The sequence below is a fragment of the Lysobacter sp. DMC104 genome (assembly GCF_056313665.1).
This window is the reverse complement of the sequence record NZ_JBQUZW010000011.1, coordinates 68,491-83,514: the sequence shown is the minus strand read 5'-3', so window position 1 is coordinate 83,514 and position 15,024 is coordinate 68,491. Positions and strand designations below refer to the sequence as shown.

Sequence of the window (15,024 nt, the reverse complement as noted above, 5' to 3'; positions counted from 1 at the left end):
GCCACGATGTCGCTGTCCACTGCCACCGCCGCCTACGCGCCCCTGACCGGGCGGATGTCGCTGGCGGACATCCCCATGCTGCACGAGCCCATCGTGCTCGCGACCTTCATCGGCACCGTGCTCGTCGGGCTCGGCGTCGCCGGCGCGATCACGAAGTACCGCCTCTGGGGCACGCTCTGGAAGGACTGGTTCACCAGCATCGACCACAAGAAGATCGGCATCATGTACATGGTGCTGGGTATCGTGATGCTGCTGCGCGGCTTCGCCGACGCGCTGATGATGCGCCTGCAGCAGGCGATGGCGTTCGGCGACAACCTCGGCTACCTGCCGCCGCACCACTACGACCAGATCTTCACCGCCCACGGCGTGATCATGATCTTCTTCGTGGCGATGCCGCTGGTCACCGGGCTGATGAACTACCTCGTGCCGCTGCAGATCGGTGCGCGCGACGTGGCTTTTCCTTTCCTCAACAATTTCAGCTTCTGGATGACCGTCGGCGGCGCCGTGCTGGTGATGATGTCGCTGTTCTTCGGCGAGTTCGCCACCACCGGCTGGCTGGCGATGCCGCCGCTGTCGGGCATCGCGTTCAGTCCGGGCGTCGGCGTCGACTACTACCTGTGGTCGTTGCAGGTGGCCGGCGTCGGCACGCTGCTGTCCGGCGTGAACCTGCTGGTGACGATCATTAAGATGCGCGCGCCGGGCATGACGATGATGAAGATGCCGGTGTTCACCTGGACGGCGCTCTGCACCAACGTGCTGATCGTGGTGTCGTTCCCGGTGCTGACCGCCGCGCTCGCGCTGCTGACGCTCGACCGCTACGCCGGAACCAATTTCTTCACCAGCGACCTCGGCGGCAACGCCATGATGTACGTGAACCTGATCTGGATCTGGGGCCATCCGGAGGTCTACATCCTGATCCTGCCGGTGTTCGGCGTGTTCTCCGAGATCGTGTCGACCTACAGCGGCAAGCGCCTGTTCGGCTACTCGTCGATGGTCTACGCGACGGTCTGCATCACCGTGCTGTCGTACCTGGTGTGGCTGCACCACTTCTTCACGATGGGCTCCGGCGCCAGCGTGAACTCGTTCTTCGGCATCACCACGATGATCATCTCGATCCCGACCGGCGCGAAGATCTTCAACTGGCTGTTCACGATGTACCGCGGCCGCATCCGCTTCGAGGTGCCGATGCTGTGGACGATGGGCTTCATGGTGACGTTCGTGGTCGGCGGCATGACCGGCGTGCTGCTGGCGGTGCCGTCGGCGGACTTCGTCCTGCACAACAGCCTGTTCCTGGTCGCGCACTTCCACAACGTCATCATCGGCGGCGTGGTGTTCGGCCTGTTCGCGGCGATGACGCACTGGTTCCCGAAGGCCTTCGGTTACCGGCTGGATGCGTTCTGGGGCAAGGTCTCGTTCTGGTTCTGGCTGGCCGGCTACTGGTTCGCGTTCACGCCGCTGTACGTGCTGGGCCTGATGGGCGTGACCCGGCGCATGAGCCACTTCGACGATCCGTCGCTGCAGGTCTGGTTCGTGGTCGCCGCGTTCGGCGCGGTGCTGATCGCGATCGGCATCGCCGCGTTCCTCGTCTGCCTGTTCGTCAGCTTCCGCCGGCGCGAGCAGCTGCGCGACGTGACCGGCGACCCGTGGGACGGCCGCACGCTGGAATGGTCGACGTCGTCGCCGCCGCCGGACTACAACTTCGCGTTCACGCCGGTCGTGCACGACACCGACGCCTGGTGGGACATGAAGCGTCGCGGCTTCGTGCGTCCGACCGGCGGCTTCCTGCCCATCCACATGCCGCGCAACACCTCGGCCGGCGTGATCCTCGCCGCGACCAGCACGCTGCTCGGCTTCGCGATGATCTGGCACGTGTGGTGGCTGGCGATCGCCGGTCTGCTCGCCACCGTCGCGTGGGCCATCCGCAACAGTTTCGACCTCGACCGCGATTACCACATCCCCGCGGATGTGGTCGACGCCACCGAACGTGCGCGCACCGCGCAGCTGGAGGCCGTCCGTGTCTGACGCCATCGCCCTGCACCGCGAGGACGGTGCGCCAGTGTTCCTTGATACCACCGGCCATCATCATCCGCAGAACGGTTCGCTGTTCGGGTTCTGGCTGTACCTGCTCAGCGACCTGATGATCTTCGCCTGCCTGTTCGCCGCCTACGGCGTGCTCGGGCGCAACTACGCCGCGGGGCCGTCGGGCGCGGACCTGTTCGACCTGCGGCTGGTCGCGGCCAACACCGCGGTGCTGCTGCTGTCGTCGATCACCTACGGTTTCGCGATGATCGCGATGCAGAAGCGCAATCGCGGCGGCACGATCGGCTGGCTGCTCGCGACCGGCGCGCTGGGCCTCGGCTTCCTCGGCATCGAACTGTACGAGTTCGTGCACCTGATCCACGAGGGCGCGGGCCCGCAGCGCAGCGCGTTCCTGTCGTCGTTCTTCGCGCTGGTCGGCACCCACGGCCTGCACGTGTTCTTCGGCGTCGTCTGGTTGCTGACGCTGTGCGTGCAGGTCGCGCAGCGCGGGCTGACCCGCGAGACCATGCGCCGCATCGCCTGCCTGTCGATGTTCTGGCACTTCCTCGACGTCGTCTGGATCGGCGTGTTCACCTTCGTCTACCTGATGGGCGTGCTGCCATGAGCCAGCTCTCTTCCGATGCCGCGCACGACGCGCACCACGATCACCATGACGACGACGGCATCCCGCACGTCTCGGCGCGGGAATATCTCACCGGCTTCCTGCTGTCGCTGGTGCTGACGGCGATTCCCTTCGCGCTGGTGATGGGCAAGGGCATCCAGCATTCCACGACACTGGCCGTGGTGCTGCTGGCGTTCGCTGCCGTGCAGATCGTGGTGCACATGGTCTACTTCCTGCACATGAACGCCCGCTCCGAAGGCGGCTGGAACCTGCTCGCGCTGGTCTTCACTGCGGTGCTGGTGGTCATCGTGCTCAGCGGCTCGCTGTGGGTGATGCACCACCTCAACACGAACATGATGCCGGGCGCCCACGAGATGCAGGGGATGCAGGCGGTGCCATGAGTGCGTCGATGGCCGGTGCCGCAGGGCTGATCGCGACCGGGCGCACGGCGCCGCGGCGCGGCCGGCCGTCGGCGTGGACGGTGGCCCTGTCCGCGCTGCTGGCGGCGGCTTTCGCCGGCTTCGTCGCGCTGGGCCTGTGGCAGTTGCAGCGGATGGCGTGGAAGCACGCGCTGATCGCGCGGGTCGATGCGCGCATCCACGCCGCGCCGGTCGCGCCGCCGCCGCGTGCCGCATGGCCGGGCACGAGCGAGGAACGCGACGGCTACCGCCGTGTCCGCCTCGCGGGCAGCTTCCTGCCGGTCGCCGAGGCACGCACGCAGGCCGTCACCGATTTCGGCATGGGCGCGTGGGCACTGGCGCCGCTGCGCACCGACGGCGGCGACATCGTCTTCGTCAATCGCGGTTTCGTGCCGCAGGGCGCGCGCGCCGCTGCGCCGCCCGCGGGCCGGGTGGAGATCGTCGGCCTGCTGCGTCCGTCCGAGCCCGGCGGCGGTTTCCTGCGCCGCAACGTGCCGGGCGAGGATCGCTGGCATTCGCGCGACGTGGCCGAAATCGCGCGGGCGCGGGGCCTGCCCGCGGCGTCGGTCGCGCCGTTCTTCGTCGATGCCGAGGCCGGCCCACGTCCCGGCGGCTGGCCGCGCGGCGGGCTCACCGTCGTGCACTTCCGCGATCCCCACCTCGGCTATGCGCTGACGTGGTTCGGCATGGCCCTGCTCACGGCGCTGGCCGGCGCCGCGCTGCTCGTCTCGCGGCGTCGCATGCGGCAAGATGACCGCTGACGAAGAGGGCCCCGCCATGCAGGCCACTCCTGCCGACCGGTCGACCGAGGATACCGTCGCCCGCGGGCTGCGCAGGCCGCCCGCGACGCCGGCGACGGCCCACGCCGGCCTGCGCGGCATGCACCAGCTCATCCAGCTGCGCTGGATCGCGGTGGGCGGGCAGTTGCTCACGATCCTCATCGTGTACGCCGGGCTGGGCATCGCGCTCCCGCTGGGCTGGATGCTCGGCACGCTCGCGGCGCTGGCGCTGTTCAATCTGTTCAGCCAGTTCGTGTGGTGGCGCACGGGCCGGGTGTCGAACGGCGCGCTGCTGGCCGCGCTGCTGGTCGACGTCGCGTCGCTCGCGTTCCAGCTGCATCTCGGCGGCGGCATCGCCAATCCGTTCGTGTTCCTGTTCCTGCTGCAGGTCGCGCTGGCGACCGTGCTGCTGCGCCCGCCGGGCAACTGGATCGTCGCCGCCGCCACCGCACTGAGCGTGGCCGCGCTGATCGCCGTGCCCAGCCCGACCCGGATCGACGTCGACCTGTCGAAGGGCCTCGCCGATCTCTACGTGCAGGGCCTGCTGATCTGCTTCGTGCTGATCGCGGCGCTGCTGGTGGTGTTCATCACCCGCATCGGCCGCATCCTGCGCGAGCGCGACGCGCGCCTGGCCGAGCTGCGCCAGCGTGCGGCGGAAGAGGAACACATCGTGCGCATGGGCCTGCTCGCCTCGGGCGCCGCGCACGAACTGGGCACGCCGCTGTCGACGCTGTCGGTGATCCTCGGCGACTGGCAGCACCTGCCGTCGATGTCGTCGGAGGCGGAGATCTACCACGATCTCGTCGAGATGCAGGCGCAGGTCGCGCGCTGCAAGTCGATCGTCACCAACATCCTGCTGGCCGCCGGCGAGACCCGCGGCGAAGCGCCGGTGCAGACCACGCTGCACGCCTTCCTCGACGAACTGGCCGAACAGTGGCGCGCGTTGAGCAATCCCGCCGATTTCCGCTACCGGCGCCGGGTGGTGCCGAACCCGTGGATCGTCGCCGATGCCGGCCTGCGGCAGATGGTGTTCAACGTGCTCGACAACGCGCTGGAAGTGTCGCCGGCGCGGGTCGAACTGGAGGTCTCCGGCCGCGACGACGACCTGGTGATCGAGGTCCGTGACGCCGGACCGGGCTTCGACACCCAGGTGCTGGACCGGCTGGGCACGCCGTACAACTCGACGAAAGGACGCGCCGGTGGCGGGCTCGGGTTGTTCCTGTCGGTGAACGTGGCGCGCACGCTGGGCGGACGACTGGCGGTGCGCAATCTGCCGCTGGGCGGCGCCGCGGTGACGGTGACGCTGCCGCTCGCGGCGATCGAGATCGACCCGGGGTCGCACGACGACGACACGTACCATGACGGCATGCACGAGGGCCGCGACGATGAGCGATGAACGCAGGCTGCTGATCGTGGAGGACGACGTGGCGTTCGCGCGCACGCTGGCGCGCTCGTTCGAGCGCCGCGGCTGCGCGGTGCGCGTCGCGACCGGCCAGGAGCCGCTGGCGACCGTGCTCGACGGTTTCGCGCCGACGCACGCGGTGGTCGACCTCAAGCTCGCCGGCAATGCGTCGGGACTGTCGTGGGTGAAGGACCTGCATGCGCACGATCCCGACATGCTGATCGTCGTGCTCACCGGCTATGCCAGCATCGCGACCGCGGTGGAGGCCATCAAGCTCGGCGCGATGCACTACCTCGCGAAGCCGTCGAACACCGATGACATCGAGGCCGCGTTCAAGCGCGCCGCCGGCGACGAAGAGGTCGAAGTCGGCGCGCGCAAGACCTCGTCGATCAAGACGCTCGAATGGGAGCGCATCCACGAGACGCTGGTGGAGACCGGCTTCAACATCTCCGAGACCGCGCGCCGGCTCGGCCTGCATCGCCGCACGCTGGCGCGCAAGCTGGAGAAACGGCGGGTGAAGTGAGCCGCGGGCCGGCGCGCAACGTCGCGACCCGCGCATTGCGAAGCGTGTTCCGCGCGATCAGAAGAAATCCGCGCCGGCAGTCGTGATCAGCACGGTGCCTTCGGGATCGACCGGTGGCGACGAGACGGTGACCGCGACCGGGGTCATCTTGAACGCGATCGACAGGCCCCAGAGGACTTCGTGATCCGCGGCCAGGGTGATCGTGTTGCGGCCGTCGATGCCGGTCGAATGGTTGCCCGTGCGGCGCAGCGGGCTGGGGCCGTTGCCGTTGACGAAATCCTCGGCGTGGATGCGGTTGGGGCCGTCGAAGACGTGGATGCTGTCGATCGCCGCGTGCTGGCCGGTCTTGAACAGCAGGAACAGGGTGCGGACCTTCAGGCGCACGTCGTCGAGGATCACCGGCGTCGGGATCGGGATGTGCGCCCACGCCGCCGGTGGCGACTGCCCGGCGTTGAACGTGAACTGCATTTCGGTGCCCCAGCCCCAGTGGCGGACCAGCAGCCCGCTCGGCAGCTCCGTCACCACGGCGTTCCCGTGGGCCCACGATGCGTACTTCGTCATCCGTTCCTCCCTTGATGCGCTGCCCGGTCCGCGGCTCTCGGACCGGAGCCGACGACGCCGGCTCTGAATGAACGGGAATCGCGGCAGGCGAAGGCCAGCGGGTGGCGACTGCCTGCCTTTGTAGGAGCGACGTGAGTCGCGACCTGTGCGCCACGAGGTCGCGACTCACGTCGCTCCTACAAAAAAGCAGCGAAGGCACAAACGACGACGGGCGCCGAAGCGCCCGTCGTGGTGAAACATCGCGGAGGAAACCCCGCGATCAGTAGCGGTAGTGCTCCGGCTTGAACGGGCCGTGCACCGGCACGCCGAGGTACTCGGCCTGCTGCGCGGTGAGCGTGGTCAGCTTCACGCCGATCTTCTCCAGGTGCAGGCGCGCCACTTCCTCGTCCAGCTTCTTCGGCAGGATGTAGACCTTCGGCGAGTAGAAGTCCTTGTTCGCCCACAGGTCGATCTGCGCGAGGGTCTGGTTCGAGAACGAGTTCGACATCACGAAGCTCGGGTGGCCGGTGGCGCAGCCGAGGTTCACGAGGCGGCCTTCGGCCAGCAGGAACATCTCGCGGCCGTTCGGCAGCTTGTACTTGTCGACCTGCGGCTTGATGTTGATCTTCTCGGCGCCGCTGCTGTTGAGGCGGTCGACCTGGATCTCGTTGTCGAAGTGGCCGATGTTGCAGACGATCGCCTGATCCTTCATGCCGAGCATGTGGTCGTAGGTGATCACGTCCTTGTTGCCCGTGGTGGTCACGTAGATGTCGGCGAGGCCGAGGGTGTCCTCGACGGTCTTCACCTCGTAGCCTTCCATCGCCGCCTGCAGCGCGCAGATCGGATCGATCTCGGTGACGATGACGCGGCAGCCGTAGGCGCGCAGCGAGTGCGCCGAGCCCTTGCCCACGTCGCCGTAGCCGCAGACCACGGCGACCTTGCCGGCCAGCATCACGTCCATCGCGCGCTTGAGGCCATCGGCCAGCGACTCGCGACAGCCGTAGAGGTTGTCGAACTTCGACTTGGTGACCGAGTCGTTGACGTTGATCGCCGGGATCAGCAGCTTGCCCTGTTCGGCCAGCTGGTACAGGCGGTGCACGCCGGTGGTGGTCTCTTCGGAGACGCCCTTCCAGTCCTTGACCACGGTGGTCCAGAAGCCGGGGCGCTCCTTGGCGACGCGCTTGAGCAGGTTCTTGATGATCTGCTCTTCATGCGAGCCCGACGGGGTGTTCACCCAGTCGCTGCCGTTTTCCAGCTCGTAGCCCTTGTGGATCAGCAGGGTGACGTCGCCGCCGTCGTCGACGACCAGCTCCGGACCCTTGCCGCCCGGGAAGGTGATGGCGTCGAGGGTGCAGTCCCAGTATTCCTCCAGCGTCTCGCCCTTCCACGCGAACACCGGGGTGCCGGTGGCGGCGATGGCGGCGGCGGCGTGGTCCTGGGTCGAGAAGATGTTGCAGGACGCCCAGCGGACGTCGCCGCCGATGTCCTTCAGGGTCTCGATCAGCACGGCCGTCTGGATGGTCATGTGCAGCGAGCCGGTGACGCGCACGCCCTTGAGCGGCTTGCTCTCGGCGTACTTGCGGCGGATCGACATCAGGCCCGGCATCTCGTGCTCGGCGATCTCGATTTCCTTGCGGCCCCAGTCGGCGAGGCCGATGTCGGCGACCTTGCAGTCCTGGATGGGCTTGACCTGTGCGTTCATGGCAATACTCCGTCGTGTGTCCCGCGGGGGACAGTGAACGGGCGCCGTTGATGCGGTGGGACCGCCCGCCGAGCCTGATCCCGGACGGGGACGCACGGGCGTCCTGCCGGGCTTGCAGCGCCCCTCGGCGGGGGCAGGGGCGGCATTCTATCGCTTTCTCGCGATGGAACGATGAATCGATCCGCCGCCATGACCTGTGGCGCATGGCCCGGCGACGAACGGCGGCGAGGATGGGCGGTCGCCTCGTGCCGAACCTCGGGAGTCCGTGCCGCCATGCCCCATCGCCTGTCCCCCGCCCGCCCGCCGGCGCTGCGCCGGCTCGCCCTGCCGCTGCTGCTGGCCGCGGCCCTCGCCGCGCCGGGTGCGCTGGTCGCGCCCATGGCGACCGCCCAATCCGCCGCATCGGTCGCCGCCGCGCAGCCCGCCGGCGGCTACCGCGAGCCCGTGGCCGAGCTGAAGGCCATCGTCGATGCGCCCAAGGCGCCGCAGGTGGCGCTCAGCCCGCACCGCGACCTGCTCGCGCTGCAGCAGGTGCCGCCGCTGCCGTCCATCGCGCTGGTCGCGCAGCCGGAACTGCGGCTGGCGGGGCTGCGGATCAACCCGCGGACCTACGCGCCCAGCAAGTTCACGTTCTCGACCGACCTGTGGCTGATGGAAGCGGCCAGCGGGCGCGAGATCCACATCGACGGCCTGCCGCAGCCGCTCTCGCTGGCGTCGGTGTCGTGGTCGCCCGACCAGAAATACCTCGCGCTGAACCAGCAGGACCCGTATTCCGGCGCGAACACGCTGTGGCTGGTCGACGTGGCCGCGCATACCGCACGCAAGCTGCTGGATCGCCCGCTCAACACGGTGCGCGGCAGCGTGATCTGGATGCCGGACAGCAGGCACCTGCTGGTGAACCTGCGCACGGGCCAGGGCGGGCCGCCGCCGGACAGCGTGGTGCCGCCCGGCCCCAACACGCAGGAAACCCGAGGCAAGGGCGCGGTGCGCCAGATCCGCACCTACCAGGACATGCTGCACGACGAACACGACGCGCAGGTGCTGGAGCACTACCTGCGCGTGCAGCCGGCGCTGGTCGGCGTGGACGGCGCCGTGCGCGAGATCGGCACGCCGGGCCTGTACGTCGGCCTGTCGCCGTCGCCGGACGGCCGGCACCTGCTGGCGGAGACGATCGAGCGGCCGTTCTCGTACGTCGTGCCGTGGCAGTACTTCCCGCGCCGCATCGCGGTGCTCGATCTCGACGGCAAGCCGCTGCACACCGTCGCCACGCTGCCGCTGTTCGAGGGCCTGCCCAGCGGAAACGATGCCGTGCCCACCGGCGTGCGCGACATCGAGTGGCGCAGCGACGCGCCGGCCACGCTGGTGTGGACCGAGGCCCGCGACGGCGGCGATCCCGCGAAGCCGGCCGACGTGCGCGACGAAGTGCTGATGCAACCGGCGCCGTTCGACGCGCCGCCGGTGTCGCTGGCAAAGGTCGGCAGCCGCGTCGCCAGCATTGCCTGGGGCCGCGGCGACGTGGCGCTGCTCAGCGAGTTCTGGTGGAAGACGCGCAAGGTGAAGACCTGGCGGCTGGCGCCCGATGCGCCGGCCACCGCGCCGGTGCTGCTGTTCGAGGGCTCCAGCGAGGACCGCTACGCGAATCCCGGCACGCCGGTCGCCGAGCGCGACGAGAACGGCTTCCCGCGCCTGCGCTTCTCGTCCGACGGCAAGAGCCTGTACCTGATCGGCGACGGCGCCTCGCCCGAGGGCGATCGTCCGTTCCTCGATCGCTGGAATCTGGACACCAACACCAAGCAGCGGCTGTTCCGCTCCGCCGCGCCGACCTACAGCAACGTGGTCGCGCTGCTCGACGACGACGCCAAGCAGGTGCTGATCACCCGCGAATCGCCGATCGAACCGGTCAACTACTACCGTCTCGATCTCGGCGCGAAGGCGAAGCCGGTGGCGCTGACGCACTTCCCGCATCCCACGCCGCAGCTGCGCGACGTGAAGAAGGAACAGATCCGCTACAGGCGCCGCGACGGCGTCGAACTCACCGCGAACCTCTACCTGCCGCCGGGCTTCAAGCCGGGCCGCGACAAGCCGCTGCCGACGCTGCTGTGGGCCTATCCGGCCGAGTTCAAATCGGCCGAGGCCGCGTCGCAGGTCACCGGCTCGCCGTACCGCTTCAACGCCATCAGCTACACGGGACCGTTGCCGTTCCTGGCGCGCGGCTACGCGGTGCTCGACAACCCGTCGATGCCGATCGTCGGCGAAGGCAGCAAGGAACCGAACGACACCTATGTGCCGCAGCTCGTCGCCGACGCCGAAGCCGCGGTCGACGAAGTGGTGCGCCGCGGCGTGGCCGACCGCGACCGCATCGCGATCGGCGGGCATTCGTACGGCGCGTTCATGACCGCGAACCTGCTCGCGCACACGCGGCTGTTCAAGGCCGGCATCGCGCGCAGCGGCGCCTACAACCGCACGCTCACGCCATTCGGCTTCCAGTCCGAGGAGCGCAATTTCTGGCAGGCGCCCGACACCTACCAGACGATGTCGCCGTTCAACTACGCCAACGACATCAAGGACGCGCTGCTGATGATCCACGGCGAGGACGACAACAACAGCGGCACGTTCCCGATCCAGAGCGAGCGCATGTTCGCCGCGGTGAAGGGTCTGGGCGGCACCGCGCGGCTGGTGATGCTGCCGAAGGAAGCGCATTCGTATCGCGCCCGCGAATCGATCCTGCACATGCTGGCCGAGACCGACGCGTGGCTGGAGGAGTTCGTGAAGCACGCGAAGCCGGCGACGCCCGTCGCGCCGGCGAAGGACGCCGTGGCGCCCTGAGCCCGCGGCTCGCTGGCGCGCGGGTCAGGCGCGCGCCAGCGCCTCCCGCAGGCCATGCATCGCCTGCGCGATCGCCTCCGCGTCGATGCTGCCGTAGCCGATCGCGATCGCAGGCGGCACGTCGGAACCGATCGCGTAATCGCGGGTCGCCTGCGTGCCCGGCAGGCGTTCGAGCAGGCGCGGCAGCAGTCGCGCCGCGTGGTCGGGATCGTGCAGCCGTGCCGCGAGGTGCAGGCCGGCTTCGGACGGGATGCGCGCCAGCCACGGTGACAGCGGGCCGTCGAGCGCCTCGATCAGCACCGCACGACGTGCAGCGTACAGGGGCCACATGCGCCGCACGTGGCGGGCGAGGTGGCCTTCGCGCAGGAAGGAGGCGAGCAGCCTCTGCATCGCGGCGTCGGCGTGGCCCGCACAGGTGCGCGCGGCTGCGCGCAGCGCATCGCGCGCCCAGGCCGGTGCGACGATGAACCCCTTGCGCAGCGCGGGGAACAGGCTTTTCGAGAACGTGCCGACGTAGAACACGCGGCCGTCGCGATCGAGCGTCTGCAACGCGTCCAGCGGACGGCCGCCGAAGCGGAACTCGCCGTCGTAGTCGTCCTCGATCACGATCGCACCGCGGCGTCGTGCGAATGCCAGCAGCGCGGTGCGTCGCGCCAGCGAGAGCGCGACACCGGTCGGCGACTGGTGCGACGGCGTCGCCAGCACGACACGGACGTCGTCAGGCAGGCGGTCGACGCACAGGCCGGCGTCGTCCACCGGCACCGGCACCAGCACCGCGCCCGCCGCCGCGAATGCATCGCGTGCCGGCGGGTAGCCCGGTTCCTCGACCGCCACACGGGTGCGTCCCGGCGCCACCAGCAGGCGGGCGAGCAGCGCGAACGCCTGCTGCGCGCCGGCGGTGACCAGCACGTCCTCGCCGGTGCAGGCGACGGCGCGGGAGAACGCAACGTGGCCGGCGATCGCATCGCGCAGCACGGGCAGCCCTTCGGGCGGCGGGTAGTCGAACGGCTGCCGTGCGAGATCGCGCCAGGCGCGTGCGGCCAGCCGCCGCCACAGCGCATGCGGGAACATGCGTGCATCCGGCACGCCGAGACGGAAGCTGCGTTCGGGCAGTGCGGGGACGGACGCGGCCGGCAGTGCCTCGCGCCAAGGCGGCTGCAGGGCGTCGGCCGGGCGTGGCGCGTTGCGTTGCGCCGCGCCCGGACGGGCCGGGCGTCGCGCGACGGTGCCGGCGACGACGGTGCGTGCACCGGGTCGCGCGATCGCGTAACCCTCGGCCACGAGCCGGTCGTGGACGGCGGCGATCGCGTTGCGGCCCACGCCCAGTGCCGCCGCTGCACGCCGCGAGGACGGCAGCGGCGTGCCCGGCGCGAGCCGGCCGTCGAGGATCGCGGCGCGCAGTTGCCGATGCAGTGAGGCAACCACGCCTTCCGCGCGCTCGGCGCGGAGGTCGAAAGGGAAAACCGGCTCCCCTTTTTTGATCGGAACTGGTCGATCCATGGCGCCAGATTACCCCGATAGTGGCGCCATTGCCGCTCCGAGGACCGACCATGCCCTGCCATCTGTGCGAAACCTGCGGGACCCAGTTCGCCGACAGCCCCGTGCCACCGCCGGAATGCCCGATCTGCCTCGACGATCGCCAGTACGTCGGCTGGGGCGGTCAGCGCTGGACCACGCACGACGCGCTGGCGAAGCGCCACCGCCTGCGCATCGAGGACGATGCCGGCCTGCTCGGCATCGGCATCGAGGGTGAGTTCGCGATCCCGCAGCGCGCGCTGCTGCTGAAGACCGACGCCGGCAATCTGCTGTGGGAGTGCGTCAGCCTGGTCACGGACGAGGCCGTCGCCGCGCTGCGCGCGCAGGGTGGCGTCGACAGCATCGTGATCTCGCACCCGCACTTCTACTCGGCGATGGTCGAGTGGAGCGAGGCGCTGGGTGATGTGCCGATCCTGCTGCATGCCGCCGATCGCGCATGGGTGCGGCGGCCCTCGCCGCGCATCGGCTTCTGGGACGGCGACCGCTTCCCGCTGTCGTCATCGGTCACGCTGCTGCGCTGCGGCGGGCACTTCCCGGGCAGCACTGCGCTGCACTGGCGCGACGGTCCGCGTGCGGGTGGCGCGCTGTTCCCCGGCGATGCACTGCAGGTGGTGCTCGACCGTCGCCACGTCACGTTCATGTACAGCTATCCCAACTACATCCCGATGCGTCCCGCGGACGTGCGCGCGATCCGCGAGCGCCTCGATGGCCTGGCGTTCGAGGACGTGTACGGCTATACGTGGGGGCGGAACATCCTCGGCGATGCGCGCGCCGCGGTCGATGCCTCCATTTCACGCTATCTCGATCGCGTCACGGGGTGATTCGCGTCGTCGATCGATGTGGCCGCCGAGGCCGGGAAACAGCCGTGTGATCGATCGTGTCGGCGTTCTTCATCGAGTGCGTCTTGCCCCGCGTGGCGTGCGCACGAAAGAATCCGTCCGCCATGCCGAAATCGCCTTGACGCGGTGTTTCGCGGGCGTTGTGTGTTGCAGCGAACGGTCGGAACTGCGCGATCGTCGCGGACACCGGTGGCGAGACATGGCTGGACGAATTCGTGAAGTACGCGAAGTCGGCGACGACCGACGCGCCTGGCAAGGATGCGAAGCAGGCCGCGACGCACTGAGCCCGGCCCGCGCCACCCGGCGGCCACGCACGAAAAAACGGCGGGCAATGCCCGCCGTTTTCCTTGGTGTACCGCCGTGGGTCACGACTTGGTGGGGATGTTCACCTTGTCGATGCCATGGATGACGCCGTTGCTCGACCCGATGTCGGCCGAGGTGACATGAGCGCCGTCGATGCTGACCTTGCCGTCGGTGAGCTTGATCGGCGCCGACTGGCCGTTGACGGTGCGGGCCGAATCCCACTTGCCGATGTCGGACGCCAGCTTGCGGCCCTTCACGACGTGGTAGTTCACCAGCGAGGTGAGTTCTTCCTTGTTCTCGGGCTTCATCAGGCGATCGAGCTGGCCCGAGGGCAGCTTGGCGAACGCGGCGTCGGTGGGGGCGAAGACGGTGAACGGGCCGGTGCCGCGGAGCACGTCGTTCATGCCCGACTGTCGCAGGGCGGTGCCGAAGGTCTTGAACGTGTCGTTCGCGGCGATCGTGTCGACGATGTTCAGGCTGACGGCAGCGATGGCGGTGACGGAGGCGCCGGAATTGGCGGCGATGGTGGGCGTGTTGGTATTCATTCGAGAATGGCCTTTCGAGTGGGATCGGCGATGGCGCAGGACGCGATCGCGCAGGATCCGGGGGCGGCCGAAACCGCGACCCGCCAGGAGGGCGGGCATGAAGGCTCAGTGCGTGGGGTTCACGGATGCGCCGCGGCTGAGTGGCCGTTACGACCTTGCGTCGTAATGCCCATGCAGGGTGCGCCTCCGATTGTTATTCCGATGTTATCCCGGCGCGCCCTGCGGAATGCGTTCACGTGAGGTGGTGCCGGACGCCTGTGCCACGTCGATGCGTCTCGATGCGGAGCATGCAGGCATGTCGTCATGCGCCGCGCTCGTGAGCACCGTGACGGTGTCGTCGTGCCGGGTCGCATGCGGTCCTGAATCGCTCACGTAGCGATGCCGCTTTTCCACTTTCATGTGCGGATGTCCGGTGCGTGGCGCATGCGACGGGTGATCACGGTACGTCGTGATGCGGTACGGGGCATGAATGAACGAGTCACCCGGCCGCGCTGGCCCGGGATCGGGCGCATGATCAGCGGGATGCGTATCCACTCGCATGAACCCGACGCGCACGATCTTCTCCGGGGCCTGCGCTCCGCACCCGCAGTCGCCGCCTGCGTTTGTCGGATCCCAGGGTGCCAGGCACGGGATTCATCGATGGAAAGCTTCACGCGTCACCTGAAAACATTTGTTCGCCATTTCCGATTCTGGCTGGCGGGTACGCGATGGGATCTGGTCGCGCTCGAAGCGTGCCCGGTGGCACCGCGGACGGGATGGCCATTGCCGTCCACGGCACCACCCATGAGGCGTCGGATGGGTGAAGCGAACCCATGGCGGCCGGAAGGTCCGCGTGACGACTGGAGGCGGTAACGCGCTTCCGTGCGTTGTCTGAATCGCCATCGAGCGTGTCGATCGTGCCAGACGATCGCGTTGCGATTCAGGTGGAATTGCGTGCGCGATTGATCGTGCGCGCGATCCTCATTGACG

Annotated in this window: 13 protein-coding genes and 1 riboswitch; of the genes, 8 read left to right on the top strand and 5 right to left on the bottom strand. The window is 68.9% G+C overall.

What is annotated here, in order from left to right:
• Nucleotides 1-42 precede the first annotated feature (42 nt).
• Genes cyoB through ACT53R_RS14540 form a run of 6 tightly spaced genes read left to right on the top strand, consistent with a single transcriptional unit; the run spans nucleotide 43 to nucleotide 5,764 of the window.
• Nucleotides 43-2,022 carry a cytochrome o ubiquinol oxidase subunit I gene (gene cyoB / locus ACT53R_RS14565; RefSeq protein ID WP_476172721.1) on the top strand — a complete coding sequence of 660 codons (1,980 nt, stop codon included), beginning with the start codon at nucleotides 43-45 and terminating at the stop codon, nucleotides 2,020-2,022.
• The gene (gene cyoC / locus ACT53R_RS14560; protein ID WP_476172619.1) at nucleotides 1,964-2,644 is read left to right on the top strand and encodes a cytochrome o ubiquinol oxidase subunit III; all 681 of its coding nucleotides are present in this window, start codon (nucleotides 1,964-1,966) and stop codon (nucleotides 2,642-2,644) included. The genes cyoB and cyoC overlap by 59 nt, the downstream gene beginning before the upstream one ends.
• Nucleotides 2,641-3,042 (top strand): cytochrome o ubiquinol oxidase subunit IV, encoded by a 402-nt coding sequence (cyoD, locus tag ACT53R_RS14555; RefSeq protein ID WP_476172618.1) that lies wholly within the window; start codon nucleotides 2,641-2,643, stop codon nucleotides 3,040-3,042. The genes cyoC and cyoD overlap by 4 nt, the downstream gene beginning before the upstream one ends.
• Nucleotides 3,039-3,821 (top strand): SURF1 family protein, encoded by a 783-nt coding sequence (locus tag ACT53R_RS14550; protein WP_476172617.1) that lies wholly within the window; start codon nucleotides 3,039-3,041, stop codon nucleotides 3,819-3,821. The genes cyoD and ACT53R_RS14550 overlap by 4 nt, the downstream gene beginning before the upstream one ends.
• A complete protein-coding gene (locus ACT53R_RS14545) occupies nucleotides 3,811-5,235 on the top strand; it encodes an ATP-binding protein (protein ID WP_476172616.1) in 1,425 nt (474 codons plus the stop codon). Before ACT53R_RS14550 ends, ACT53R_RS14545 begins: the two co-directional genes overlap by 11 nt.
• Complete coding sequence (locus ACT53R_RS14540) at nucleotides 5,225-5,764, top strand: response regulator transcription factor (RefSeq protein WP_476172615.1); 540 nt, start codon at nucleotides 5,225-5,227, stop codon at nucleotides 5,762-5,764. The genes ACT53R_RS14545 and ACT53R_RS14540 overlap by 11 nt, the downstream gene beginning before the upstream one ends.
• 57 nt (nucleotides 5,765-5,821) lie before the next feature.
• Here the strand turns inward: ACT53R_RS14540 and ACT53R_RS14535 are convergent, their stop codons facing one another.
• Together ACT53R_RS14535 and ahcY are read right to left on the bottom strand one after the other, a co-directional pair.
• Entirely contained in the window at nucleotides 5,822-6,325 is a 504-nt protein-coding gene (locus ACT53R_RS14535; RefSeq protein ID WP_476172614.1) for a DUF6623 family protein, read from the bottom strand.
• Nucleotides 6,326-6,584: 259 nt separating this feature from the next.
• Nucleotides 6,585-8,006 (bottom strand): adenosylhomocysteinase, encoded by a 1,422-nt coding sequence (gene ahcY / locus ACT53R_RS14530; RefSeq protein ID WP_476172613.1) that lies wholly within the window; start codon nucleotides 8,004-8,006, stop codon nucleotides 6,585-6,587.
• A gap of 32 nt (nucleotides 8,007-8,038) precedes the next feature.
• Nucleotides 8,039-8,138, bottom strand: a riboswitch (S-adenosyl-L-homocysteine riboswitch).
• 204 nt (nucleotides 8,139-8,342) lie between these two features.
• On the opposite strand from ahcY, the gene ACT53R_RS14525 reads away from it, so the two are divergent.
• Nucleotides 8,343-10,832, top strand: a complete 2,490-nt coding sequence (locus ACT53R_RS14525) for an alpha/beta hydrolase family protein (RefSeq protein WP_476172720.1) — start codon at nucleotides 8,343-8,345, stop codon at nucleotides 10,830-10,832.
• Nucleotides 10,833-10,856: 24 nt separating this feature from the next.
• On the opposite strand, the gene pdxR is transcribed toward ACT53R_RS14525, so the two are convergent.
• Nucleotides 10,857-12,257, bottom strand: a complete 1,401-nt coding sequence (gene pdxR, locus ACT53R_RS14520) for a MocR-like pyridoxine biosynthesis transcription factor PdxR (RefSeq protein WP_476172612.1) — start codon at nucleotides 12,255-12,257, stop codon at nucleotides 10,857-10,859.
• Nucleotides 12,258-12,382: 125 nt separating this feature from the next.
• Here pdxR and ACT53R_RS14515 point away from each other — a divergent pair, with 125 nt between their 5' ends.
• A complete protein-coding gene (locus ACT53R_RS14515; RefSeq protein WP_476172611.1) occupies nucleotides 12,383-13,189 on the top strand; it encodes an MBL fold metallo-hydrolase in 807 nt (268 codons plus the stop codon).
• A gap of 383 nt (nucleotides 13,190-13,572) precedes the next feature.
• Here the strand turns inward: ACT53R_RS14515 and ACT53R_RS14510 are convergent, their stop codons facing one another.
• On the bottom strand, nucleotides 13,573-14,055 hold the full coding sequence (locus tag ACT53R_RS14510) for a fasciclin domain-containing protein (RefSeq protein WP_476172610.1): 483 nt from the start codon (nucleotides 14,053-14,055) through the stop codon (nucleotides 13,573-13,575).
• A 204-nt stretch (nucleotides 14,056-14,259) separates the two neighbouring features.
• Nucleotides 14,260-14,454, bottom strand: coding sequence for a hypothetical protein (locus ACT53R_RS14505; RefSeq protein ID WP_476172609.1), 195 nt, complete (start codon nucleotides 14,452-14,454; stop codon nucleotides 14,260-14,262).
• Between the last annotated feature and the right edge of the window lie 570 nt (nucleotides 14,455-15,024).

What these genes read in the sequence shown, in the direction of transcription:
- cyoC (WP_476172619.1), top strand. Translation starts at nt 1,964, where the DNA reads ATGTGGTCGACGCCACCGAACGTGCGCGCACCGCGCAGCTGGAGGCCG.
- cyoD (WP_476172618.1), top strand. Translation starts at nt 2,641, where the DNA reads ATGAGCCAGCTCTCTTCCGATGCCGCGCACGACGCGCACCACGATCAC.
- ACT53R_RS14550 (WP_476172617.1), top strand. Translation starts at nt 3,039, where the DNA reads ATGAGTGCGTCGATGGCCGGTGCCGCAGGGCTGATCGCGACCGGGCGC.
- ACT53R_RS14545 (WP_476172616.1), top strand. Translation starts at nt 3,811, where the DNA reads ATGACCGCTGACGAAGAGGGCCCCGCCATGCAGGCCACTCCTGCCGAC.
- ACT53R_RS14540 (WP_476172615.1), top strand. Translation starts at nt 5,225, where the DNA reads ATGAGCGATGAACGCAGGCTGCTGATCGTGGAGGACGACGTGGCGTTC.
- ACT53R_RS14535 (WP_476172614.1), bottom strand. Translation starts at nt 6,325, where the DNA reads ATGACGAAGTACGCATCGTGGGCCCACGGGAACGCCGTGGTGACGGAG.
- ahcY (WP_476172613.1), bottom strand. Translation starts at nt 8,006, where the DNA reads ATGAACGCACAGGTCAAGCCCATCCAGGACTGCAAGGTCGCCGACATC.
- ACT53R_RS14515 (WP_476172611.1), top strand. Translation starts at nt 12,383, where the DNA reads ATGCCCTGCCATCTGTGCGAAACCTGCGGGACCCAGTTCGCCGACAGC.
- ACT53R_RS14510 (WP_476172610.1), bottom strand. Translation starts at nt 14,055, where the DNA reads ATGAATACCAACACGCCCACCATCGCCGCCAATTCCGGCGCCTCCGTC.
- ACT53R_RS14505 (WP_476172609.1), bottom strand. Translation starts at nt 14,454, where the DNA reads ATGAAAGTGGAAAAGCGGCATCGCTACGTGAGCGATTCAGGACCGCAT.